At 65.0% G+C, this 22,633-nt stretch carries 20 protein-coding genes; 11 read left to right on the forward strand and 9 right to left on the reverse strand.

Annotated features, from left to right (window positions below; genetic code table 11):
• Position 1: 1 nt before the first annotated feature.
• A complete protein-coding gene (ku, locus tag GL284_RS06950) occupies positions 2-817 on the reverse strand; it encodes a non-homologous end joining protein Ku (protein WP_155043870.1) in 816 nt (271 codons plus the stop codon).
• Positions 818-1,070: 253 nt separating this feature from the next.
• Between ku and GL284_RS06955 the strand changes: the two genes are divergently transcribed.
• From GL284_RS06955 to GL284_RS06985, 7 genes are all read left to right on the forward strand, one after another.
• Positions 1,071-2,432: an NAD(P)/FAD-dependent oxidoreductase gene (locus GL284_RS06955; protein ID WP_155043871.1), complete on the forward strand. Its 1,362-nt coding sequence runs from the start codon at positions 1,071-1,073 to the stop codon at positions 2,430-2,432.
• 46 nt (positions 2,433-2,478) lie between these two features.
• On the forward strand, positions 2,479-3,219 hold the full coding sequence (locus GL284_RS06960; protein ID WP_196216722.1) for a substrate-binding periplasmic protein: 741 nt from the start codon (positions 2,479-2,481) through the stop codon (positions 3,217-3,219).
• Between the two features lie 72 nt (positions 3,220-3,291).
• Positions 3,292-3,948: an amino acid ABC transporter permease gene (locus GL284_RS06965; RefSeq protein WP_155043872.1), complete on the forward strand. Its 657-nt coding sequence runs from the start codon at positions 3,292-3,294 to the stop codon at positions 3,946-3,948.
• Entirely contained in the window at positions 3,945-4,676 is a 732-nt protein-coding gene (locus GL284_RS06970) for an amino acid ABC transporter ATP-binding protein (protein ID WP_155043873.1), read from the forward strand. Before GL284_RS06965 ends, GL284_RS06970 begins: the two co-directional genes overlap by 4 nt.
• An 81-nt stretch (positions 4,677-4,757) precedes the next feature.
• On the forward strand, positions 4,758-5,543 hold the full coding sequence (locus tag GL284_RS06975; protein WP_155043874.1) for an IclR family transcriptional regulator: 786 nt from the start codon (positions 4,758-4,760) through the stop codon (positions 5,541-5,543).
• Between the two features lie 22 nt (positions 5,544-5,565).
• Complete coding sequence (locus GL284_RS06980; protein WP_155043875.1) at positions 5,566-5,922, forward strand: RidA family protein; 357 nt, start codon at positions 5,566-5,568, stop codon at positions 5,920-5,922.
• Positions 5,923-6,420: 498 nt separating this feature from the next.
• A complete protein-coding gene (locus GL284_RS06985) occupies positions 6,421-7,512 on the forward strand; it encodes a tRNA-dihydrouridine synthase (protein WP_155043876.1) in 1,092 nt (363 codons plus the stop codon).
• A 174-nt stretch (positions 7,513-7,686) separates the two neighbouring features.
• On the opposite strand, the gene GL284_RS06990 is transcribed toward GL284_RS06985, so the two are convergent.
• Positions 7,687-9,330: a flavin monoamine oxidase family protein gene (locus GL284_RS06990; protein ID WP_155043877.1), complete on the reverse strand. Its 1,644-nt coding sequence runs from the start codon at positions 9,328-9,330 to the stop codon at positions 7,687-7,689.
• A gap of 62 nt (positions 9,331-9,392) precedes the next feature.
• On the opposite strand from GL284_RS06990, the gene GL284_RS06995 reads away from it, so the two are divergent.
• Positions 9,393-10,154, forward strand: coding sequence for a carbon-nitrogen hydrolase family protein (locus GL284_RS06995; protein ID WP_341870296.1), 762 nt, complete (start codon positions 9,393-9,395; stop codon positions 10,152-10,154).
• Here the strand turns inward: GL284_RS06995 and GL284_RS07000 are convergent.
• Both GL284_RS07000 and GL284_RS07005 read right to left on the reverse strand, forming a co-directional pair.
• A complete protein-coding gene (locus GL284_RS07000) occupies positions 10,151-11,458 on the reverse strand; it encodes a hypothetical protein (protein ID WP_155043878.1) in 1,308 nt (435 codons plus the stop codon). The genes GL284_RS06995 and GL284_RS07000 overlap by 4 nt on opposite strands.
• The gene (locus GL284_RS07005) at positions 11,451-12,575 is read right to left on the reverse strand and encodes a pyridoxal phosphate-dependent aminotransferase (RefSeq protein WP_230382940.1); all 1,125 of its coding nucleotides are present in this window, start codon (positions 12,573-12,575) and stop codon (positions 11,451-11,453) included. The genes GL284_RS07000 and GL284_RS07005 overlap by 8 nt, the downstream gene beginning before the upstream one ends.
• Here GL284_RS07005 and GL284_RS07010 point away from each other — a divergent pair.
• The 3 genes from GL284_RS07010 to GL284_RS07020 are packed head-to-tail and all read left to right on the forward strand — an operon-like array spanning position 12,567 to position 14,675.
• A complete protein-coding gene (locus GL284_RS07010; protein WP_230382939.1) occupies positions 12,567-13,250 on the forward strand; it encodes an aspartate/glutamate racemase family protein in 684 nt (227 codons plus the stop codon). The two genes, GL284_RS07005 and GL284_RS07010, sit on opposite strands and share 9 nt — an antisense overlap.
• A gap of 4 nt (positions 13,251-13,254) precedes the next feature.
• Positions 13,255-13,914: an amino acid ABC transporter permease gene (locus GL284_RS07015; RefSeq protein ID WP_155043881.1), complete on the forward strand. Its 660-nt coding sequence runs from the start codon at positions 13,255-13,257 to the stop codon at positions 13,912-13,914.
• Between the two features lie 5 nt (positions 13,915-13,919).
• The gene (locus GL284_RS07020) at positions 13,920-14,675 is read left to right on the forward strand and encodes an amino acid ABC transporter ATP-binding protein (protein ID WP_155043988.1); all 756 of its coding nucleotides are present in this window, start codon (positions 13,920-13,922) and stop codon (positions 14,673-14,675) included.
• 103 nt (positions 14,676-14,778) lie between these two features.
• Here GL284_RS07020 and GL284_RS07025 read toward each other — a convergent pair whose 3' ends face one another.
• The 5 genes from GL284_RS07025 to GL284_RS07045 all read right to left on the reverse strand — a co-directional run bounded on the left by GL284_RS07025 (position 14,779) and on the right by GL284_RS07045 (position 22,603).
• Positions 14,779-15,516: an META domain-containing protein gene (locus GL284_RS07025; protein WP_155043882.1), complete on the reverse strand. Its 738-nt coding sequence runs from the start codon at positions 15,514-15,516 to the stop codon at positions 14,779-14,781.
• A 99-nt stretch (positions 15,517-15,615) separates the two neighbouring features.
• A complete protein-coding gene (locus GL284_RS07030) occupies positions 15,616-18,747 on the reverse strand; it encodes an efflux RND transporter permease subunit (protein WP_155043883.1) in 3,132 nt (1,043 codons plus the stop codon).
• A 1-nt stretch (position 18,748) separates the two neighbouring features.
• Complete coding sequence (locus tag GL284_RS07035; protein WP_196216721.1) at positions 18,749-19,888, reverse strand: efflux RND transporter periplasmic adaptor subunit; 1,140 nt, start codon at positions 19,886-19,888, stop codon at positions 18,749-18,751.
• Positions 19,885-20,373, reverse strand: a complete 489-nt coding sequence (locus GL284_RS07040) for a GbsR/MarR family transcriptional regulator (RefSeq protein ID WP_155043885.1) — start codon at positions 20,371-20,373, stop codon at positions 19,885-19,887. Before GL284_RS07040 ends, GL284_RS07035 begins: the two co-directional genes overlap by 4 nt.
• Before the next feature lie 235 nt (positions 20,374-20,608).
• Complete coding sequence (locus GL284_RS07045) at positions 20,609-22,603, reverse strand: CocE/NonD family hydrolase (protein WP_155043886.1); 1,995 nt, start codon at positions 22,601-22,603, stop codon at positions 20,609-20,611.
• Positions 22,604-22,633 lie beyond the last annotated feature (30 nt).

A 22,633-nucleotide genomic window follows, 5' to 3' on the forward strand; every position in this document is an offset into this window, starting at 1 on the left:
GTCAGCCCGCCTTGCGGGTGGTCTTGGACTGGGTCTTGGTCTTGCGCTGCGGCTTGGCGCTTTCGCGCAGCGCATCCATCAGGCTGATGATCTTGGCCTTTTCCTTAGGGCGTTTGGGCAGCGTCTTGCCGGCGTCCTTGGCCTTGACCAGTTCCGCCACCGCCGCCTCGTAGCGGTCCTCGAAGCTGGCGGGATCGAATTTGCCCATCTTGGTCTTGATGATGTGCTGGGCCAGATCCAGCATCTCGGGGTCGATCCTGACCTTGCGGATGCCGTCGAACGCATCGGTGGCGGATCGCACCTCATAATCGAAATTCAGCGTGGTCGCGATCATGCCTGCATCATGCGCCCGGATCAAAACGGTGCGCATCCGGCGAAACAGCACGGTCTGGGCGATGGCCGCCACCTCCTGCTTGCGCAGCCCGTCGCGGATCAGCCCAAACGCCTCGACCGAAGGCGTGTCTGCGGGCGTCAGGTAATAGGGCTTGTCGACATACACATCCTCGATCCCGTCGCAGGGGATGAAGGCGGTGACGCCCAGCACCTTGTCGCTGTCAGGCACGGCCGAGGCGATCTCATCATCCGAGAGCAGGATATGTTCGCCGTCCGAAACCTCATAACCCTTGACCTGATCGTCGCGCTCCACGGCTTTGCGGGTGTCGCTGTCGACGAATTCGCGGCGCAGACGATGGCCGGTCGCGCGGTTGATCATGTGAAACGCAATCCGGTCCGAGGTCGAGGCGGCAGTATAAAGCCCCACCGCGCAGGTCAGCTCCCCGATCTTCAGAGTGCCCTTCCAACTCGCCCGTGGTGACATCGACGACCTCCTGACCAAGGAAAGCCGTCAACGGGCAGGGCGGTTCCCGATCCGTAAGGCGAGGGCCGCAAAGGGGGTGCGGCCGCGGCGAAAATTCACCGATCTTGGCGCAATGGGGCAATGCCGTCAGGCGGAAGCCGAAAAAGGCATCAATCGGAAAACTCAACATCGGAATTATAAATATTTCTTTACAGAGCAAATTGAGCTGTGCAGTAAGTAATATTCAATATATAAAATCGCTAGACGATACATCATGAAGCAAATCTACGATCCCTTGGTCCATTCCTATCCGCCGTCGCAGATCCCTGCTGCCGACAGCTATTGGCGTGCGATGGCCCCGCAAGAGCAGCCCGATGACGGCACGCTGGCCTCGGAAACGCGGGCGGATGTCGCGATCATCGGCGGCGGCTATACCGGCCTTTCGGCGGCGCTGGAGCTGACAAGGCATCAGGGATTGCGCGCGGTCGTTCTGGAAGCGCGGTCGGCTGCATGGGGCTGTTCGGGGCGCAATGGCAGCTTTGCCCGCATCTCGGGCGGGCGCATGCCCCATGCGGCGCTGATCGCCCAGTTCGGCGAAGCCACCGCCCGGGCGTTTTTCGATGAACTTCGCGCCGGATTGGACACGGTGCGGCGGCTGATCGAGGAAGGCGGGATCGATTGTGACCGCCAACCGGACGGGGTGTACAAGGTCGCAACCTTCGCGCCGCATGCCGAAAAGCTTCAGGCCGAGGTCGAGCTTTACAATCGCGTCTTTGGCTATCCAGCGCGGTTCATTCAGGCCCGCGAACTGGACGGCATCCATGGCGGCCCCGAGGCATTTGGCGCCCTGCACCTGCCGGACGGGTTCGCGATGAACCCGCTGAAGCTGGCGCATGGGCTGCAGCGCATGGCGCGCGCGGCAGGCGCGACCGTCCACAGCGATTCGCCGGTGATCGGTTGGACCACCCAGAACGGCCTGCATACGCTGCGCACCCCCGGCGGCAGCGTGACGGCGCCCAAGGTGATCGTCGCGACCAACGGCTATACCTCGAACAGCCTTCATCCCCGCCTGTCCAGCCGGGTGCTGCCGGTGCATTCGCAGATCATCGTGACCACGCCGATGTCGGATGCTCAGGTCAGGGCCAGCATTCCGACCGATGGCTGCCTGTTCGATACGCGCGAGCTTCTGTTCTATTACCGCCGCCTGCCGGACAATCGTGTGCTGTTCGGCGGCCGCAGCGCCATCAGCGGCGCGGATTCCACCGATCCGAAACATCGCGCCTATCTGTATAACGCCATGGTCCGCAAATTCCCCGCGCTGGCCGGGATCGGCATCGACCATTGGTGGGGCGGATGGGTGGCGGTCACGCGCAACTCTCTGCCGTTCTTTTATCAGGTGCCCGGACTTGAGGGGGCGTTCTGGGGCGGTGGCTACGCCGGATCGGGCGTGTCCTTCTCGATGCATGCGGGGACGCGGCTTGCGCAGATGGCCGCAGGCCTGCCGGTCAAGAATGGCGCGGCATTCCTGACGCAAGAGCCCGCGCGCTACCCCTTCGGCCGGTTCCTGCGCATCGGCCAGACGCTGGCCTATCGCTGGCTGCACCATAAGGACGCGCGCCTTGCGGCCACGTCCTGATCCGACTGCCGATTCATTCCCCCCCTTTGACAAGGAAAAGACGCCCATGCTGATCAAGACCCTTGCCGCTGCCACCCTTGCCCTTGGCCTTGGCCATGCCGCCGTCGCCAATGAGGCGATCAAGGTTGGTGTGACCACCACCGGCACGCCCTTCACCTTCGTCGACACATCGACGCAAGCGACCACCGGTGCGATGGTCGATCTTGCCAAGGCCATTGCCGCCGATAACGGCATGGGCGCGAATTTCGAGGTCTCGGCCTTTTCGGCGCTGATCCCCAGCCTGCAAACCAGCAAGATCGACATGATTTCCGCAGGCATGTTCGCCACCGACGAGCGCCGTCGGGTCGTCGATTTTTCGGAAACGGTCTATAGCTATGGCGATGCGATGTTCGTCGCCGCAGATGACAGCACCAACTACACCCTTGACGGTCTGAAAGGCGAAACCGTCGGTGCCCAGATCGGCACCACCTTCGCGGATCAGCTGAAGGCGCTTGGCACCTTTGGCGAGGTCAAGCTTTACGACAGCCTGGCCGACATCATGCGCGACGTGAAACTGGGTCGCATCAAGGCGGGCTTCGGCGATGCGCCGATCATCGCCTATCAAATCTCGAAAACCCCGGCGCTGGGTGTGCGGCTGGTCGATGGTTATACGCCGATGAAGACTGGCGATGTCGCGCTTGCCGTCTCGAAAGAAAACCCCGAGCTGCTGGCCAAGGTGAATGCCTCGATCGAAAAGATGAAGGCAAACGGCGAAATGGCCAAGATCTTCGCGGCCTACGGCCTTTGACCCCATAGCGCGGGGGGCGTGCACGCACGCCGCCCCGTCCCTTGCAACCGCTCTTCAGGGACCAAGCTGATCATGCCAAGTTTTGCCTCGCGGGCGGCTGAATACCTGCCGCTTCTTGTTTCCGGTCTGTGGTACACCATCCTTGTCACGGTGCTTTCGCTGATCGCCGCCACAATGCTTGGCCTCGTCTGGGCGCTGTTGCGGACATCGGGCATCTGGTGGCTGGCCGGACCCACGCGCGTCTTCGTCGAAATCGTGCGCGGCATCCCGATCCTTGTGGTGCTGTTCTATATCTATTTCGTGATGCCCGAACTTGGCATCGACCTCAGCGCGTTGCAGGCAGGCATCGTCGGTCTGTCGCTGACCTATTCGTGCTATATCGGGGAAACCTTTCGCGCCGGTATCGAAGCAATCGACCGCGGACAGGTCGAGGCCGCAAAGTCGATCGGCATGAAGCACGGCATGATGATGCGCCGGGTCGTCCTGCCACAGGCGACGCGCGTGGTGATGCCGCCCTATGCCAACAACGCGGTGATGCTGCTGAAAGACAGTTCGCAGGTCTCGGTCATCTCGGTCGCGGAACTGACCATGCAGGGCAAGGCGCTGGCGTCATCGACCTTTGACAACCTGACGGTCTTTACGTTGGTGGCGCTGCTTTATCTGTGCCTCACCATTCCCCTGAACATCCTGATGGGAACGATTGAGCGCAAACTTGGGAGGTCGAGATGATCCGCTTCGAGAATGTGCACAAGTCCTATGGCAATCACGAGGTGCTGAAAGGCATCGACGCCAACATCTCGAAGGGCGAAGTGGTCTGCCTGATCGGTCCGTCCGGGTCCGGCAAATCCACGCTGCTGCGCTGCGTCAACGGGCTTGAGGACTATCAAAAGGGCCGCATCACCATCGATGGCGACCTGATCGACGCCAAGGCCAGTTCGATCAGCGCCCTGCGCACGCGGGTGTCGATGGTGTTTCAGCGCTTCAACCTGTTCCCGCATCGCACCGCGCTTGAGAACGTCATGGAAGGGCCGGTACATGTCCTGAAGCAGAACACCGCCGAGGTTCGTGACCGCGCGGCGGATCTGCTGCGTCGCGTCGGACTGGCCGAAAAGATGCAGGCCTATCCCTCGTCGCTTTCGGGCGGTCAGCAGCAGCGGGTGGCCATCGCCCGCGCGCTTGCCATGCAGCCCGAAGCGATCCTGTTCGACGAGCCGACATCCGCGCTGGATCCGGAAATGGTCGGCGAGGTTCTGTCCGTCATGCGCGAGCTTGCCGAACAGAACATGACGATGCTGGTCGTGACCCATGAAATCCAGTTTGCCCGCGAAGTGGCCGACAGCGTGCTGTTTCTGGCGGACGGGCATATTGTCGAACAGGGGCCTGCGGCCGAGGTGCTACGCAATCCGACGCATGAACGCACGCAGGATTTTCTGCGCCGCGTCACGCATCCGATGTAAGGGATCGGCAGGCGATATCGCGATGCTTTTCATGACGGCGCAATGTATCACCTTTCGGAACGAACCCTAAGGACGGGCGGCATGGACGACAGCGACAATCCTCTTTTCGTGACGGCACTGGCCAAGGGGCTGAGGGTCATCTCGGCCTTCGTGCCCGGCCATGCCGAGATGACCCTGAGCGAGCTTGCCGACGTGACGGGGCTGAACAAAAGCACCACCCAGCGCGCCGCCTTCACGCTGGAGGCGCTTGGCTATCTGGCCAAGGATCCGCACAGCAAGCGGCTGCGCCTGACGCCTGCGTCGTTGCAGGTCGGGGCGGGATATCTGCAGGTCGGTGAGCTGATCGAGCGCGCGAACCCCTATCTGCACGAGTTGAACCGCGATACGGGCGAAAGCTGCAACCTGCTGGAGCCGGTCGATCACTCGATGGTCTATGTCGCGCGCTTCGCCAGCCACAAGCAGATCTCGATCCATATACCGCTGGGTCAGCGCCTGCCGATCTATTGCACTGCGGCGGGGCGGGCCTTTTTGTCGGCACTGCCCAAGGCCGAGGCTGCCGCCCTGCTGGCCGGTTCGGCGCGCATCGCCATGACCCGAAACACTGTCACCGATCTGGACGCCCTGATCGCCGTGACGCGGCAGGCCCATGTCGATGGTTTCGCAACCTCGAACGAAGAGGTCTATGTCGGCGATATCGCCGTCGCCGCGCCGATCGTCAACGCCGATGGCCGCCCGCTTGGCGCGATCAATATCGCCGTGCCCTTCAGCCGCTGGACGCTTGCCGATGCGACCGCGCGGCTGGCACCGCTTGTCGTCAACACCGCACGCTCGATTTCCAACGCCGCGCGCAGCATTCGCGGCGCCTGAATACCATCCAAGGAGAGTTCCCATGTCCATCACCCGCGCCGAACCCAACGGCAAGCGCCTCAGCCATGTGGTCGTGCATAACGGCGTCGCCTATGTCACCGGGCAGGTCGCAGCCGACCGCAGCGCCGATGTCGCTGGCCAGACCCGGCAGGTGCTGGCGCGCATCGACGAACTGCTGGCCGTGGCAGGGACCGACCGCTCGAACATCCTGTTTGCGCAGATCTGGCTGAAGCATTGCGTGCAGGATTTTGCGGCCATGAACGCCGCATGGGACGCGTGGATCCCCGAAGATGCCCTGCCGGCCCGCGCCACGGTCGAGGCCAATATGGCCGCCGAGAATATTCTGGTCGAGATTGCCTGTCAGGCTGCGGTCGCCTGATCGCACGCGGCGCTGCATCGTTGCGCGCTGCCCCCTCACGACGGCTTACGACGACCCTGCCAAAAGCCGCGTCCCGCAGCTTCTGCGGGGGCGTTGGTTTGTGAAAGGCTCCGGTCGCATCTGCTAACAGCGATGCGGTCGCGTGATGCGCCTGTCGCCGAACCGCCGGGCGGCTTGCAACAGTCTGCGCCAAGGTTGGAACGCCGCTGCGAAACCACCCGCTGCGCCGCCGATTGGCAAGAAAAGATTGCCGGGGTGGGTGATGGAAACATACGCGGCTCGGCATTCTTGGGACAGCAACACCAACTGAAACTCGCCCCGCCGTGCGCGCATTACTGGCCGTGGCCGTTCTGTCGCAAGCGCGCATCTGCCGCGCTTTCGATCAGAAACCGTGCCAAACCCGGCCCGTTTCACCTTCGCATGGCGGGGCGATCAGAAAATTATTGACTGTTTGATAAAAAATTGTGGTCCTGTTTGAAAAGAAACAGGGAGCCCGCCATGACAAATCGCCTTGCTACCACCTTCACTGGTCTTGAGTTCGTCAATCCCTTCGTTCTGGCCTCGGCGCCGCCGACGGAAAGCAAGGCCAAGATCCTTCGGGCCTTCGAGGCGGGCTGGGGCGGTGTCGTTACCAAGACCATCGGGCTGCATCCGGTCGAAAACGTCGCCGGGCCGAAGACGATCTATCAGCGCGCCAGCGAGACCAAGCCCTATGTCTCGCGCTACAAGCGGCCCGACACCGTGTCGCATTCATCCTGGAACTGGGAACTGATTTCGGACCAGCCGCTGGATCTGTGGCTGCCCGATCTTGAGGAGATCAAGACCACCTATCCCGACCGCATGGTGATCGCCTCGATCATGGCCGGCGCCGGAAGCGAGGCCGAGATGGACAACTGGCGCAAGCTTGCCAAGGCCGTCGTGAACGCGGGATGCGACGCGATCGAGCTGAACATGTCCTGCCCGCATATGGACCGCAAGGATATGGGCGCGCATATCGCCAATGACGAAACCATCATCCGCTCGATCCTGAAAGCGGTGACCGAAGCGGTCAGCGTGCCGATCTGGGTGAAACTGACGCCGTCGTCCTCATCGCTGATCGACGGAGCCAAGGCGGCCTATGAGGCGGGGGCGGCGTCGATCTCGCTCTGCAACACCTTTCCCTCGCTGCCGCTGATGGACCCCGAGACCCTGAAATTCGAGGTCGAGGTGGACGGGCTGGTCACATCGGGCGGCCTTGGAGGCTTGGCGATCCTGCATCAGGCGCTGCAGCGCGTCTCGGATATTTCGCGGGCGTTTCCGGACAAGGCGGTCTCGGGGATCGGCGGCATCAGGGGCTTTCGCGAGGCATTCAACTTCATCGTGCATGGCGCGGGCAATCTGCAGGTCTGCACCGCCGCGATGGAGGACAAGGGCAGCGGCGGCGTCGGCACGAACCTGATCCAAGAGCTGAAGGGCGATCTTGCCGATTATCTGGAACGCCGGGGACATGCCTCGATCGAGGAGTTCCGGGGGATCGCGCGCGAAAGGATCGTCGAACATTCCCGCATCCGCCGGAAAAGCGAGGCGTATAACGGGGGCTACGCGGCCTAGGACCAGCCGGGCAGGGCGGCCTCAGGCGGCGCGCCGGTCCTGATCGGGGGCAAGCGGGGCGCAGCGATTGTGCAGCACTGCCAAAGCTGTCGCGGCGATGCCTAACCCGGCGCTAGGACGCTAGGCTGGGTTTGGCCCAAGCCAACCCGCGCGCCCGTCACGATCAGCCGCCGCTCAGGGCAGGCAGACCGGACCGTGGCGCGCCCAGCGGTCGGCTGGACCGGGGTTCAGGGGATCGTGCTGCCCGCCCAGATGGCGCAACACGCCCGACACGGCATTCAGCGCGGTCTGCACCGCCCCCTCGACCCATGCGGGGGTCCAGCTGATGCCGTCGCCCGCCAGAAAGATGCCGCGCTGTTCCTCGGGCATCGCATCCTGCATGAAATGCCCATACATGCGGTGATTATAGCGGTAATGCCCCGGAAGCGCGCCCTTGAAGGCGCCAAGGAAATTCTCGTCGCTTTCCCAGCTGACGCAGATCGGCTCGCCGCGGATATGGCTTGCGATATCGACGCCGGGATAGATGGCCCCAAGCGCCTGCAAGGCCAGATCCACCCGTTTTTCGGCGGAATGCGGCAGAACCTTCAGCGCATCCGTCATCCAGGCGTAGGACAGGCAGATCACCGCCGGGCGATCCGGGCCGTTGTCGAACAGATAGGTGCCGCGCGTGATGCGGTCGGTCAGCGTCATCGACATCAGCGGCTGGCCCGTCACCGGGTCGGTGTCTTTCCAGAACGGGCGATCCACCATGACGAAGGTTTTCGCCGCCTGCATGTAGCGGGTCCGGTCCAGCGCCATCCACAGCTTCTGGTCGAAGAGCCGCTCTTCGGTGCGGATCGAGGTGGTCAGCAGGTGGCTTTGGCAGGTCACGACGACCGCCTTGTAATGGTCGCGGCGGCCCCAGCGGTCCGTCACGCGGATATCGCCGCCTGCATCATCACGCTCCAGCGTGCAGACCCGGCCACGCGTGGCCCCGCCGTTCAACGATGCCAAGCTCGTGCCGGCAGGCCAATGCGTGCAGGCGGGCGCATCGCCCCACAGGCGTTTCGGCATCTGCCCCACCCCGCCCACGACAAGCTGCTGGTCGTCGTCCAGACCCAGAAGGTTCACGCGCAGGATCTCGAGCATCGAGTTCGGGAAATCGCTGTCCCAGCCGCCGGTCCCGAAGCCCACCTGACCAAAGACCTCGCGGTGGCGGAAGGACAGACCCCGGAATGCCTTGGACGAGGCGACGAAATCGTAAAAGGTGCGCTCATCCCAGTCGTGCACCAGCGGGTCCCAGATCGCCTTGACCGCATCGGCGTCGCGGGCGATGACGGCGGCGCGGAGGGCTGCGAAATTCGCGCCCTCTTCCAGCGCGGCGTCATAGGCGCGCGCCACCTCGGCATAAAGCGGCGGCAGATCGGCCAGCGTGCGGGCAAAATGCTTTTCTCCTTCCAGATCGATGACCGTGGAACCGGCCGCAGGGGTCAGCGGGTTCGGAAAGGCTTCGGTCTGCAGGCCCACACGGTCCAGATAATGCCAGAATGCGGTGGAGGAGCGCGGAAACCGCATCCCGCCCAGTTCCGCGATGATGTCCTCGGCGCCCTCGAACCTCTCGGATCGCAGGCGACCGCCGAACTTTCCGGCCTCATAGACGATCGGGCGCAGCCCCAGCCGCATCAACTCATAGGCGGCGACGATCCCCGCAGCCCCGGCGCCGATCACCGCGACCGAGGTTCCGTGCATGTCGGGCGGCAGCTGGCCCAGACCTGCAGGATGTTGCAGCCAGGCGTCATAGGCAAAGGTGAAGTCGGGTCCGAAAGCGGTCAGGGTCATCGTTGCACCTTGGAGGGCTGGGCAGGATCGGCATACATAAGCTGAAGACGAAAGGACAGGTCGTGAAACTTGCACTGCATCAGGGGCCGTCCCCGGCCGGAGACATCGACGCGGCCTTTGACCGCATCGAGACGCTGCTGGCGGCAAGCGCACGGGCCAAGGCCGACATGCTGCTGCTGCCTGAACTGTTCCTGCCCGGATACAACCAGCCCGAGGCCATCCGGGCGCTGGCCCAGACGCCGGATGGCCCGTGGATGGCGCAAGTGTCCCGGTTGGCGCGCGAGGCGGGGTGCGGGCTGACGCTTGGCTGGGCCGAGCGGCAGGACGATGCCATCTTCAATGCGGCCAGCAGCTTCGACGCCAACGGCGATCTGCTGGCGCATTACCGCAAGATCCAGCTTTACGGGGCCGAGCGCGACATCTTCCAGCCGGGCGCTGCGCCGCCGCCGGTGTTCCGGCTTGCCGGTCACCGCGCGGGCCTGCTGATCTGTTACGATATCGAATTTCCCCAGCACGCGGCCGGGCTGGCAGGACGCGGCGCGGATCTGCTGCTGGTGCCGACCGCCAATCCGGCAGGATTTGGGCATGTTCCGCAGGTTCTGGTGCCTGCCCGCGCGCATGAAAACCGCCTGACGGTGGCCTATGCCAATCTGTGCGGAGATGAGCGCGGTCTGGTCTATGATGGCGGATCCGTCGTCTCGGGGCCTGATGCCCGACCCATCGTCATGGCCGGTCGGGATGAGGCGCTGATGATCTGCACCCTGCCAGACAGTTGGGACAAGGCGGTTCTTTCGGCGCAAGACCGCGATTACCGCGCGGTCTAGCACAGCATCAGCGCGGTCACGGCAAGCATGCCCAACCCGGCCAAGGCCGCAGCCCATGGGGCATTCCAGCGATGCGCGACCACGCGTGAGGGCACGCCGCAGGCCGCCCCGGCCATCAGGCACATCGCGCTGATGGGCGATACCGAAATGGCCGTCGTCCAGCTGACCGACAGCGCCAGCCCAAGGGCCAGCGGGTGTTCAAACCCGATCGGCTTCGGTCCAAGAAGCTGCGCCACCATCACCACGAAGACCGAATTCGGGATATAGGCCGCCGCCGTCAGCGGGATGACGGCCATGGTCAGCAGCAGGATCGGCAGCATCGGCAAGGCCCCCGAGGTCAGCAGCGCCGGAAATGCCGTCTGGCCGACCAGCTGCGACAGCACCGTGCCGATGATGCTGGCCGACAGGAAGATCGTGCCCTCGTTGCGCAATCCTGTCAGTCCGGCAAGGGCGGTGGGCGTCTCGGACAGCCGCCCCTGAACGGCCATCCATCCCAGCGACAGTAGCGGCAGCAGGATGATCGATGCGACCGTGAAGCCGATGTCCAGCCCCAGATGCAGCAGCACCGCCGCCGCCAGCAGGATCGCGGACAGCCCCACCACCTGCCACATGGCCCCCGAGGCTATCGCCGGAACAGCACCCGCCTGCGGAAGCGTGCGGGGCAGCAGCGGCCAGACCGTCGTCACCGCCAGCGCAAGGGCGGTGAAGGCTGCGGACACCGCCAGAAATGGCAGCGCCTGAAACGCCGGCAGAGCGCCCGAGACGATGGCAAATCCAAGGCCCAGCGGCGACCACATGGCCACCGTCGCCGCCCCCCGCATCGCCGCCATCACCAGCGTCGGGCGGGCGCGCGACCCGGCCGTCAGGTCCGAGATCATCGCGATGATGCCGACGTTGAACATCAGCGCCAGAAGATGCGTGCCGGCATAGGTCGCGCCATAGCGCCGCGATGGCGGCACCGAAAGCAGCGCCTGCGTGGCCTGCGCGATAAGGCGGGATTTGCGCACGGGATGGCGCAGAAAACCCAGCACGGCCATCAGGGCGGCAAAGCCCGCGCCCTGCGCAAGCGCCGCCAGAAGCGCGGGCCACTGACCTGTGATCAGCAGCCCCGCCGCGCCCGCCGCACCAAGGCCCAGCAGAACCCGCGCCAGCGGCAGCAGATGCCGCCATTGCAGGGCGGCAGACAGCACGACCGCCCCCGACGCTGCCACAACCGCCCACGCCCCGCCGCCCAGACTGCCCACGGGCAGCAGGATCACCGCCGCCAGCAGGCACCAGGATGCAGCGGGAACGCGTTCAGTCACGGGACAGCGTGGCGCAGGCTGCGGCGATCCGGACCATGGCGTCCTGAAGCTCGGCCATCGAGGTCGCATAAGAGATGCGGAAATAGGGCGACACCCCGAACGCCGCGCCGGGCACCATGGCGACATGCGTGGTTTCCAGCAGCCATGAACAGAAGGCGCGGTCGTCCTGCATCACCTGGCCGTCCGGTGCGGTCATGCCGATGATCCCGGCGCAGCTTGCATAGGCATAGAACGCGCCCTCGGGGCGGCGGCAGGACAGGCCGGGGATGGCGTTCAGCCGGTCCACCACCAGATCGCGGCGCTGGGTAAAGCTGTCGCGGCGGATTGCAAGCATGTCCTGCGGGCCGTCCAGCGCCTCGACCGCGGCAGCCTGCGCGATCGAGCAGGGGTTCGAGGTGGACTGGCTTTGCACCACGGCCATCGCACGGATCAGCGGGCGCGGTCCCACCCCATATCCGATGCGCCAGCCCGTCATCGCATAGGCCTTGCTGACGCCGTTGACGATCAGGCATCTGTCGCGCAGCCATGGCGCGACCTGCAGGGGCGTCACGAAGCGGAAGCCGTCATGAACGATGTGTTCATAGATGTCGTCGCTCATGATCCAGACATCGGGATGGGCCGCCAGAACCTTGGCCAGCGCGGCGATGTCGTCCGCATCATAGGCAGCGCCCGTGGGGTTTGACGGCGAATTCAGCATCAGCCAGCGCGTGCGCGGCGAAATGGCCGCGTGAAGCTGTGCGGGCGTCAGACGGAAGCCCTGATCATCGGTGCAGGGAACGTGAACCGGAACCCCGCCGCAGATCTCCACAATGGCCGAATAGGTGGTCCAGCAGGGAGTGGGGATGATAACCTCGTCGCCGGGCTCCAGCGTGGCCATCATGGCGTTATAGAGGATCTGTTTCGCCCCTGCGCCGACCGTCACCTCATCTGCGGTGAAGGTCAGGTTGTGATCGCGGGCCATCTTTCGGACGATGGCGGCCTTCAGTTGCGGGGTGCCGTCCAGCGCCGTGTATTTCGTATCCCCGGCCTGCAGGGCGCGGATGGCCGCGTCCTTTATCGTGTCGGGCGTGTCGAAATCCGGCTCTCCGGCGCCAAGGACAATGACGGGGTGACCCATGGCCTTCAGTTCCTGCGCGCGGGCGCCGATGCGCAGGATCTCCGAGACCTGAAGCTTGGCCAGACGACTGGCCGGACGAAACGGGGTGGGGCGACGCCCGATGCGGTGATCCGCAAGGGCGCAGGCGGCCTGATCCCGGATTTCATGGCGCAGGGCCGCGCGCTGGTGGAACAGGGCGCGACGGCGCTCCTGACATCCTGCGGGTTCATGGCGCGTCATCAGGCGGTTCTGGCGGCCGGTCTTGGGGTGCCATTCGCGGCCTCCAGCCTAGTGCAGCTTCCGCTGGTGGCGCGGACCTTGCCGCAGGGCCGGGTGCTGGGTGTCATCACCTATGACGCAGCCAGTCTGGGCCCCGAGGCGTTTCTGGCCGTGGGCGCAGACCCTGCGACACCCGTGGTGGGGCTGCCTGCCAACGGAGCCTTTCACGGGCTGATCGAAGGCGGACAGCCCTATGACCACGACGCGATGGCGGCCGAGATCTTGGCTGCCGCGCATGGGCTGATTGCCCGGCACCCCGATGTGGGGGCGATCGTGCTGGAATGTACGAACATGCCGCGCTTTTCGGTGGATCTTTCGCAGGCGCTTGGCCTGCCGGTTTTCGACATCCTGACGCTTGGACACTGGCTGTTCAGCGCCACCTCACCCCGACGCTTCGTCGGCCAGGGGAAAGGCTGACTTCATGGACTATCAGTGGGACTTTTCCAGCCTCTGGCAATATCGCGGCATCTTCGCGGTGGGCCTTGGCTATACGATCGGCTTTACCATCCTGACCGTCATCTCGGGTCTTCTCGTCGGCACGGCTTTTGCGCTGGCGCGGCTGTCGGGCCTGAAGGTGCTGACCATCCCGATCATGATCGTGACCGAGCTGTTCCGCTGCACGCCCGTGCTGGTGCAACTTGTCTGGTGCTATTATGCGCTGCCCATGCTGATCGGGGTCAGCCTGTCGCCCGCGCTTGCGGCCTTCATCACGCTGACGATGTATGGCGCGGCATTCTATGCCGAGATCGTGCGCGGAGGCATCGCGTCCATCGACATGGGCCAGTGGGATGCGGGACGCGCCATCGGGATGCGGCGCGGCACGCTGATGGGCCGGATCATCCTGCCGCAGGCGCTGCGCCGGATGGTGGCGCCGCTGGTCAACCAGTCGGTGCTGCAACTGAAGAACACCTCGCTGCTGTCGGTTCTGGCCGTGCCGGATCTGCTGTATCAGGGGCAGTTGGTTACCTCGGCCACCTATCGGCCGCTCGAGACCTATACGCTGATCGCGGCGCTTTACATGGCGGTTCTGTTCCCGATGACGCGACTGGCCCAACGGATCGAACGGCGGAGGAAGGCATGAACAAGATGATCGAAGTGGTCGGTCTACGCAAATCCTTTGGCAATCTGGACGTTCTCAAGGACATCAACATCGCGGCGCGCAAGGGCGAGGTCGTGGGCCTGATCGGTCCGTCCGGTTCGGGAAAATCCACCTTGCTGCGCAGCCTGAACCTGCTGTCGGTGCCGGATGCGGGGGCGGTGCGGATCGGGAACCAGACGATGGATTTCTCGGGTGGGCGTCTGCGGATCCGCGACCGGGATCTGGCGGCGTTTCGGGCGAATACGGGGATGGTGTTTCAGAACTTCAACCTGTTTCCGCATATGAACGTGCTGGACAATGTGATGACCGGGCCGGTGCGCGTCCTGAAACGTCCCGCAGCCGAGGTGCGCGAAGAGGCGCTGGCCCTGCTGGACCGTGTCGGGCTGCGCGACCGGGCGGATGCCAACCCGGAAAACCTGTCCGGCGGGCAGAAGCAGCGCGTGGCCATCGCCCGCGCCCTTGCGATGCGCCCCGAGGTGATGCTGTTCGATGAGGCCACCTCGGCGCTGGATCCGGCTTTGGTGGGCGAGGTTCTGGCGGTGATCCGCGATCTGGCGGCGCAGGGGATGACGATGATCCTTGTCACCCATGAAATGGCCTTCGCCCGCGATGTCGCAGATACGGTCATCTTCATGCAGGATGGCTATGTCGTCGAACAGGGCAGCGCCCAGCAGGTCATCACCGATCCGCAGGATCGCGCGACGCAGCAGTTTCTGGCGCATTTTCGCGGCGGTCTGGCCTAGCGCCGTCGGGCGCTGTGCCCGGTGACGGCGGACCGCTTGACCACCCGCGACAAAGATCGACATCACGCCCAGGCGCCCGCACGGACCGCAGGTCCGAGCCGACCTAGCGCGCCAGCAGCAGGATAGGGCGGTCGTTTTCGTCCAGCAGCAGCAGCTTGCGCTGCGCGGGCAGGGTCTGGAAGCTGCGGGCGGCGGTCAGGGCTTGCAGAAACTTCGCCTCTTGATCCATGACGGCGGGCGGGCACAGCCGCCGGGTGCTGGCCAGCGGGCCGATGCGCAGGGTCGCGCCCTCGATCCGGGCCGTGCCGGTGAAGCGGTTGCAGCCGCCGCTGCCGCTGACGTGGCCATCCTCGGCAATGTGCAGCGTCGATTGCAGATTGTCGATGACGCCGCCGCCCTGAATATCCTCGGCCAGCCAATCGCCGCCAAGCGGCAGGGCCGGGCTTTGCGCCACGCGCTGAACGGTGATGTCCTGCGAGGGTCCAAAGGCCGGGTGATGCGTGGTCGTGGTGAACAGCAGGTCGTCGCCGTCGCGGATCTGGGCGCGCAGGGCATAATCATGGCCGGGCTGGATCGCGGTGCTGTCGAATGTCAGCCGGAACGGGATCGGGCTGGCCACCGCATCGCGGATGACCTGACGCGCGATCACCTGCGCCGGGGCATCGGCACGCGAGACATCCTCAAGCCGGATCTCGGTCACGGTATCGGCGGGCAGCGCCATGCGCTCGCGATAGGTGACATGGCCGTCAAGCTGCTTCATCTGCGCCAGCGCGGGCAGGGGCAGCATCACGGCTGGTATCAGGGCAAGAAGCCCGGAAAATCTGCGGCGGGACAACGGCATGAAAGCTTCCTGCGGGGGGCGTATCTGCGGGCAAGGATGACCGGGCGGGCAGGCCCGGTCAAGACAGGCCCGGTTTAGGCGGGCGGTCAAGGCGGGCGGTCAAGGCAGCCGGTCAGGCGCGTGATGCGCGTCGTCGGGCGCCTTAGGCAGCCATGGGCGGATCAGGTTCAGGAAACCGTCCACATAGGTCAGCAGCACCGGCACCACCACCAGCGTCAGCAACGACGACGAGATCAGCCCGCCGATCACCGCATGTGCCATGGGGGCGTTTTGCGAACTGCCGCCATGCATGTTGATGGCCAGCGGGATCATGCCGAAGATCATCGCCAGCGTCGTCATGACGATGGGGCGGAAGCGGGTGGCGCCTGCCTCGATCAGCGCCTCGCGCAGGGGGCGGCCCTCGGCGCGTTGCTGATTGGCATTGTCGACCAGCAGGATGGCGTTCTTGACCACCAGACCCATCAGCATGATGAAGCCGATGACCGAGAACATGTTCAGGGTCGATCCGCCGATCATCAGCCCCAGCATCACCCCCACGATGGCCAGCGGCAGCGAGGACATGATGGCAATGGGTTGCAAAAAGCTGCCGAATTGCGAGGCCAGCACCAGATAGATGAAGACGATGGCCAGCCCCAGCGCCACCAGCGCCGACATGCCGGATTTGGCGATGTCTTCGGCGTCGCCTCCGGTGGCAAAGCCGTATCCGGGCGGCAGCGCCACGGCGGCCTGCGCCGCCTGCAGGCCGGGCTGGATGGTGCGGATATCGGCGCCGTCGCCCAGACCGGCGGTGATGCTGACCGAACGCTGGCGATTTTCGCGCGTGATCTCGCCGGCGCTTTCCGAGGCCTCGATCTGGGCGATCTGGTCCAGACGGATGACGCCCTGGCCGTCCTGCGTGCCCGCGATGGGCAGGCTGGCCAGCTTGCCCGCATCGTCGCGCAGATCCTTGGGCAGCCGCACCACGACATCATAGCTGTCGCCATTGGGCGCGGTCCATTCCGACACGGTTTCGCCCGCGACCATCGGGGACAGCGCATTGCCGATCTGCGCCAGCGTCACGCCCAGATCGGATGCCGCCTCGCGGTCCACCCGCACGCCCAGCGTGGGCTGCGGATCATCCAGCGAGGTGCGCACATCGACCAGCCCCGGCAGCTTTTCCATTTCTGCCGCCAGCTCTCCCGACAGCCGTTTCAGGGTGTTCAGGTCGGTGCCATGGATCTTCAGCTCGACCGGCGTGGCAAGGCCGCCGCCGAAGCTGTCGCCCGCACCGACGCGGAAGGTCGCGCCCGGCACCTGTTCCAGCGCCTGCCGGATCGGCACGCTGAGTTCGGCGGGATCCATCGTGCGTTCGGTCGGCGGCACCAGCCGCGCGGTGATGGTCGCGGCACTGTCACCGCCGGTGCTGCTGCCGGAATTCACCGTGGCATAGGTGCCGATCACCTGCGGAAAGCCGCGCAGGATGGCATCGACCTGTTCGATCTTGGTCTGGGTGCGGTCCAGCGACGATCCGATGGGCAGCTCCATTTCCACCTGCACCTCGGAATTGTCCGAGGCGGGGGCGAATTCCGCGCCGACCAGCGGGAACAGCATCAACCCGCCCGCAAAGGCTGCGGCGGCAATGGCCAGCGTGGTCTTGCGCCAGTTCAGCGCCCATTCGATCAGACGGCGATAGGCGCGGGTCACACGCTCGAACCAATGGTCGAACCGCTGGACGGCCCGGCCGATGGGGCCGCGCTTCGCGTCTTTTTCCGAGGCGGGATCATACCAGACCGACGACATCATCGGGTCCAGCGTGAAGGACACGAACAGCGAAATCATCACCGCGACCGACACCGTGATGCCGAATTGCAGAAAGAACCGCCCGATGATGCCGTCCATGAAGGCCACGGGCAGAAACACCGCGACGATGGACAGCGTGGTCGCCAGCACGGCCAGCCCGATTTCGGCGGTGCCGTCCAGCGCCGCCTGTTCGTGGCTTTTGCCCATATGCAGGTGGCGCATGATGTTTTCGCGCACCACGATGGCATCGTCGATCAGGATGCCGATGGACAGCGACAGCGCCATCATCGTCATCATGTTCAGCGTGAAGCCCAGAAAATGGATCGCGGCCATCGTCCCGATGATCGAGATCGGCAGCGTCAGCCCGGTGATGACCGTCGAGCGCCACGAATTCAGAAACAGGAACACGATGACGGTCGCCAGAATGGCACCTTCGATCAGCATGTTCTGCACGGCCTTGAAGCTTTGTTCGACCGGCACGGCATTGTCGCGGATCAATGAGATGTCGATGCCGTCATACAGCGGATCGACGCGCATCCTTTCGATCTCGGCGCGCACGGCCTCGGCCACGCCCACGGTATTGGCGCCCTGCGTCTTCAGCACGTCGATGGTGATGGCGGGGCGGCCGTCGATCATCGCAAGGCTTTCGCGTTCGGCCAGATCGGTGCCGACCCGTGCCAGATCGCCCAGCCGGACCGGAAAGCCGCCGCGCTGGCCGATGATGATGTTCTCAAAGCCCTGAAGCTCGGCGATGCGGCCCTCGACCTGCAAGGACCGGGTGCTGGCACCTTCGGTCACGTCGCCTGCGGGCAGGTCGGCATTGTCGTCGCGCAGGATCGCCGCGATTTCCGACGCGCCGACGCCAAGCGCGGTCTGGCGTTCCGGGTCCAGCAGGATCTGCACCTCATTGGGCAGACCGCCCACGACCGAGGCCTGACCCACGCCGGTCACATTGGCGATGCGGGTCGAGATCTCATCCTCGGCAAGCTTGGTCAGCGTGCCTGCCCCCAGCACCGATGACGACAGCCCGATGGACAGGATCGGCATTTCCGTCGGATCAAAGCGCAGGATGCGCGGATCGTCGGCATCGTCGGGCAGCGTGCCCTGCACCTGCGATACCCGGTCGCGCACCTCTTGCGCGGCGGTGATGCTGTCGACCTCAAGGTCGAACATGATCAGCACCATCGACGTGCCGGTCTGCGCGGTCGAGGTGATGGTGTCGATGCCCGACAGGGTGGCGACGGCATCCTCGATGGGTTTGATGATGTCGTTTTCCACCGCCTCGGGCGTCGCGCCGGGATATGAGGTGACGACGGCGATGACCGGGAAGTCCACCTCGGGCAATTCGTCGATGGCAAGGCGGGAATAGGAAAACAGCCCGATGACGACGATGGCGATCATGACCATCGTGGCAAAGACCGGCTGGCGGACGGCGATGCGGGTCAGGATCATGTCAGCCGCCCACGCGGTTGATGCGCATGCCGTCGCGCAGACGTTCCAGCGGCTGCGACACGATCAGATCGCCCGGTTGCAGGCCGGAACTGATCTGCGCCGTGCGGTCGCGGTTCCAGTTGCGCGCGATCTGCACATCCTGTCGAACCACGCGGTCGCCGTCGATCTTCAGCACATAGCGCGCCTCGCCATCCTGCCGGATCGCGCTGGCCGGGATGCCGATGCCGTCCGACTGTTCAAGGATCAGCTCGCCCGAGGCGAACATGCCGCCGCGCAGCACCCGGTCGGGATTGTCGATCGAGGCATAGACCGGCAGCACCCGCGTCCCCGACACGGCGACCGGCGCGATGCGGTCGATATTCCCCTGAAAGCTGCGCCGGTCGATGCCGTCCACCCGGATCGACACGCGCTGCCCCGTCGCCAGACGCGGCGCATTGTTGACCGGAACGCCGCCCTCCAGAAACATTTTCGAGATATCCACCAGTTCCAGCATTTCCGTGCCGGGGGTGACATAGGCGCCGGGATTGACCGCGCGCGCGCTGATCGTGCCGTCAAAGGGCGCGGTGATGCGGGCCTTGGACAGGTCATCCTCGGCCGAGGCCACCTGCTTCATCAGCGCGGCGTAATTCGCCTCAAGCTGGGCGACATTCGCGGTGTCGGTTTCCATGGTCGAGGCGCTGGTGACGCCGCGCGCCACCAGATCATTGGTGCGCTTCAACTGCACCCGCGCCAGTTCCAGCTGCGCCCGCGTGGCCGCCGCCGTCGCCTGCTGCTGTTCCAGCTGGTTGCGCAGGGTTTCCACGTCGATGGTCGCCAGTTCCTGCCCGGCGACCACCGCGTCGCCTTCGCGGACATGCACCGCCTCGATCCGGCCCGCCACCTCGGCCGAGATGGTCAGCTCGCGCCCCGGCACCAGCGAGCCGGTCAGTTGCACGCTGTCCGACAGCCCGCCCTGCGCGACCTCATGCACTTCCGAGGGCAGAAGCTGCATCACCACCTCGGGCGGGGCGGTGGTGTCCGGCGCGGCCTGTTCGCGGCCCCGCAGCAGCATGGCGGCCACGGCCAGCGCGGCCAGCAGCGCCAGCGCGATCAGCAGACGCCGGCGTCTTTTCGGGGCGGGTGTCGCGCTATCGCTGGTCATGTCGAGGGTTCCTGCTGTTCCGCCCCGGCCGAGCATGTCGCTGAAATCTGTGTCAGCCATGTGTCCATGAAATCCGATGACAGCCGATAGAACCGGCCCAGATCCTGCACCCGTGCGCAGGCCGCACCGTCCCCGGCGTCGAAATCGGCCGCGATAGAGGCCAGCGTGTCGGCATTCTGGCGAAACCGCGCCGACAGGTGATGCAGCATCTGTTCATTGGGGCGTGGCGCGATTTCCCACATGTCCTGACGGCTGCCGATCTGGCCCACGCGCCGCACCATGCCCAGCAGTTCCAATTCGCGGTTATTGGTCGAGACCGAGGCTTTCGAGATCTGCAGATCCCCGGCGATCTGCGTCAGGCTGCGCGGGCCATCGGCCAGAATCAGATAGCCCATGATGTGACCCGAGATGCGGGACCGCCCCTCGATTTGCGCCATGACGCCAAGGGCTTCGATGAATTTGCGATGGGCGTCCGGTCCGGGCATGAAAGATCCGCGCTGTGTTCTGTTTGTTCAGTATGTCCTGAACGGACTGGATGATCCAGCGCGGAAATGGCCCTGATGACGCAGCGGCAAGCGGGTGAAGACGCGGCCGAGGCTAGGGGCCGAACCGGGCAGGGGCCATGCGCCATCCGCAGCCAACGCCTGTCGGGCGCTGGCGGTTTCCTGTCTGCGCAACCGGGGATGTGAAAAGCCCCGTGGCAGGGGCTTTTCGTGGCAGTCAGATCAGGCGGCGCGGCACGATTTCGGCCCAGTCGCGCGTGGTGACATGTTCGCCGTTATGCTGGACGGTCATCTGCGCCTTGAGGTAGAAATTTTCCCGGTCCGAGGTCATCTCGCTGTCCAGCGCGATCACGGTTTTCCAGCCCTCGCGCCCCATTTCATAGCTTTGGCGCAGGGTATAGGCCGCCGTCGCCGGGTCGTCGGGATGGATGGTCAGTTCGCGGCGCAGGCTGTGCGACAGTGTGGTGCCGATCTCGTCGAAACGCAGGATGCCTTCGCCGAACAGCCCGCCCTGCCCGTCGGTGACATAGGTGACGTTTCCGGTCAGAAAGTCGGTGGTCACGCTGCGTTCCAGTCTGGCCGGGCGGATCATGGTGACCGGCACATCCAGCCCATGCGCGGGCGGCGCGAAACCCGCATGCGTGTCGCCGCCGGGGCGGACCGGCAGATGCAGCTGTGATGCGGCACTGTCGATGGTCAGCGTCGCCGCGCAGGGCGCGGGCCAGATGATCGGCCAATAGGCCGTCGCCACCGACACCCGCAGCCGATGCCCTGCCGCAAAGCGATGCCCGCAGGCCGACAGCTTCAGCCGCACGGTCTCATAGCGGCCCGGTTGCAGCGGCTTCGGTGCCTCATGCCCGTCGCGATGGGTCAGGTTCAGCACCTGATAGCTGACGCGCACCACCTTGCCATCGGGCGCGACATCGCCCAGCCGCACGACCAGATGCGCCACCGGCTGGTCCGAGGCCAGATGCAGCGCGATCTCTGGCACGCCCAGAATTTCCAGATCCTGTTCCAGGACGGGCGTGTCGAAGGTCAGCGCGCCGCCATCCTCGATGCGCTGATCTGCGGGCATTTCGCCCGCGCAACCCACCGCCATCCATTCGCCCGCCGCGATGCCATGGCTTTGCGGCGACCGGATCGGCAGCAGCGCCGGGGCTTCGGCGGTCTCGCCCAGCGTGCCGTGGCCGCCCAGATACAGCACGCGCATCGGGTCGGGCAGCGGCCATGCGCTGCCGACCCAGCGGCCCGGCTGGACCGGGCGCGTCGGGTCGGGCTGCACGGGATCGTTGACATAGGCGCGCAGCTTCGGCTCATCCATGACGCCGGTGTCTTGGCCGCGCAGCCACTGGTCCCACCAGCGCGTGGCCTCTTGCAGAAAGCCGATGGCCGGGCCGGGCGCGCCGTCATGCGGATAGACATGCCCCCACGGCCCGATGATGCCGCGCGACGGCGCGGTCAGATGTTCCAGCAGGCGCGGCACGGAATTGGTATAGCTGTCGGCCCATGCGCCCACCACCAGAACGGGGCACTGGATGGCGGCATAGTCTTCCTGCACCGAGCCATGTTTCCAATAGGCGTCATAGCTTTGATGTTCGGCCCAGATCGCGGGGAAGAATGGCAGCGTCTCCAGCCGCTTTTCCCATGCCGCGCGCCAGCCGGGGTCGGTGATTTCGGGATCCTGCGGGCGGGCCTGATAGGCCATCATGATCGAGCCCCACCACAGGTTGTCGTTCAGCAGGCAGCCATTCATGAAATGGATGTCGTCCTTGAACCGATCATCGGTGGAATAGCAGGTGATGATCGCCTTCAGCGCGGGCGGGCGGCGCGCGGCCACCTGCAAGGCGTTGAAGCCCGACCAGCTTTTGCCCATCATGCCGACATTGCCATCACACCATGGCTGGCGGGCGATCCATGCGATGACCTCGACCGCATCATCCTGTTCCAGCGCCAGATATTCGTCGGCCAGCAGCCCCTCGCTGTCGCCCGAACCGCGGATGTCCACACGCACGGCGGCATAGCCCGCCTGCGCGAAATAGCCGTGCATCGGCGCATCGCGCCCCCGCGTCCCGTCGCGTTTGCGATAGGGGATATATTCCAGCACCGCAGGGGCGGGTGCGCCGTCCAGCCCGTCGGGCAGAAAGATCCGGGCGCTGAGGCGCGTGCCGTCGGACATGGGAATCCAGACGTGCTCAAGAATGTCGATTGCCATGAATGGCTCTCCGATTGTCGTCAAGTCAGA

The organism is Paracoccus shanxieyensis (assembly GCF_009711265.1).
Classification (GTDB): Bacteria; Pseudomonadota; Alphaproteobacteria; order Rhodobacterales; family Rhodobacteraceae; genus Paracoccus; species Paracoccus shanxieyensis.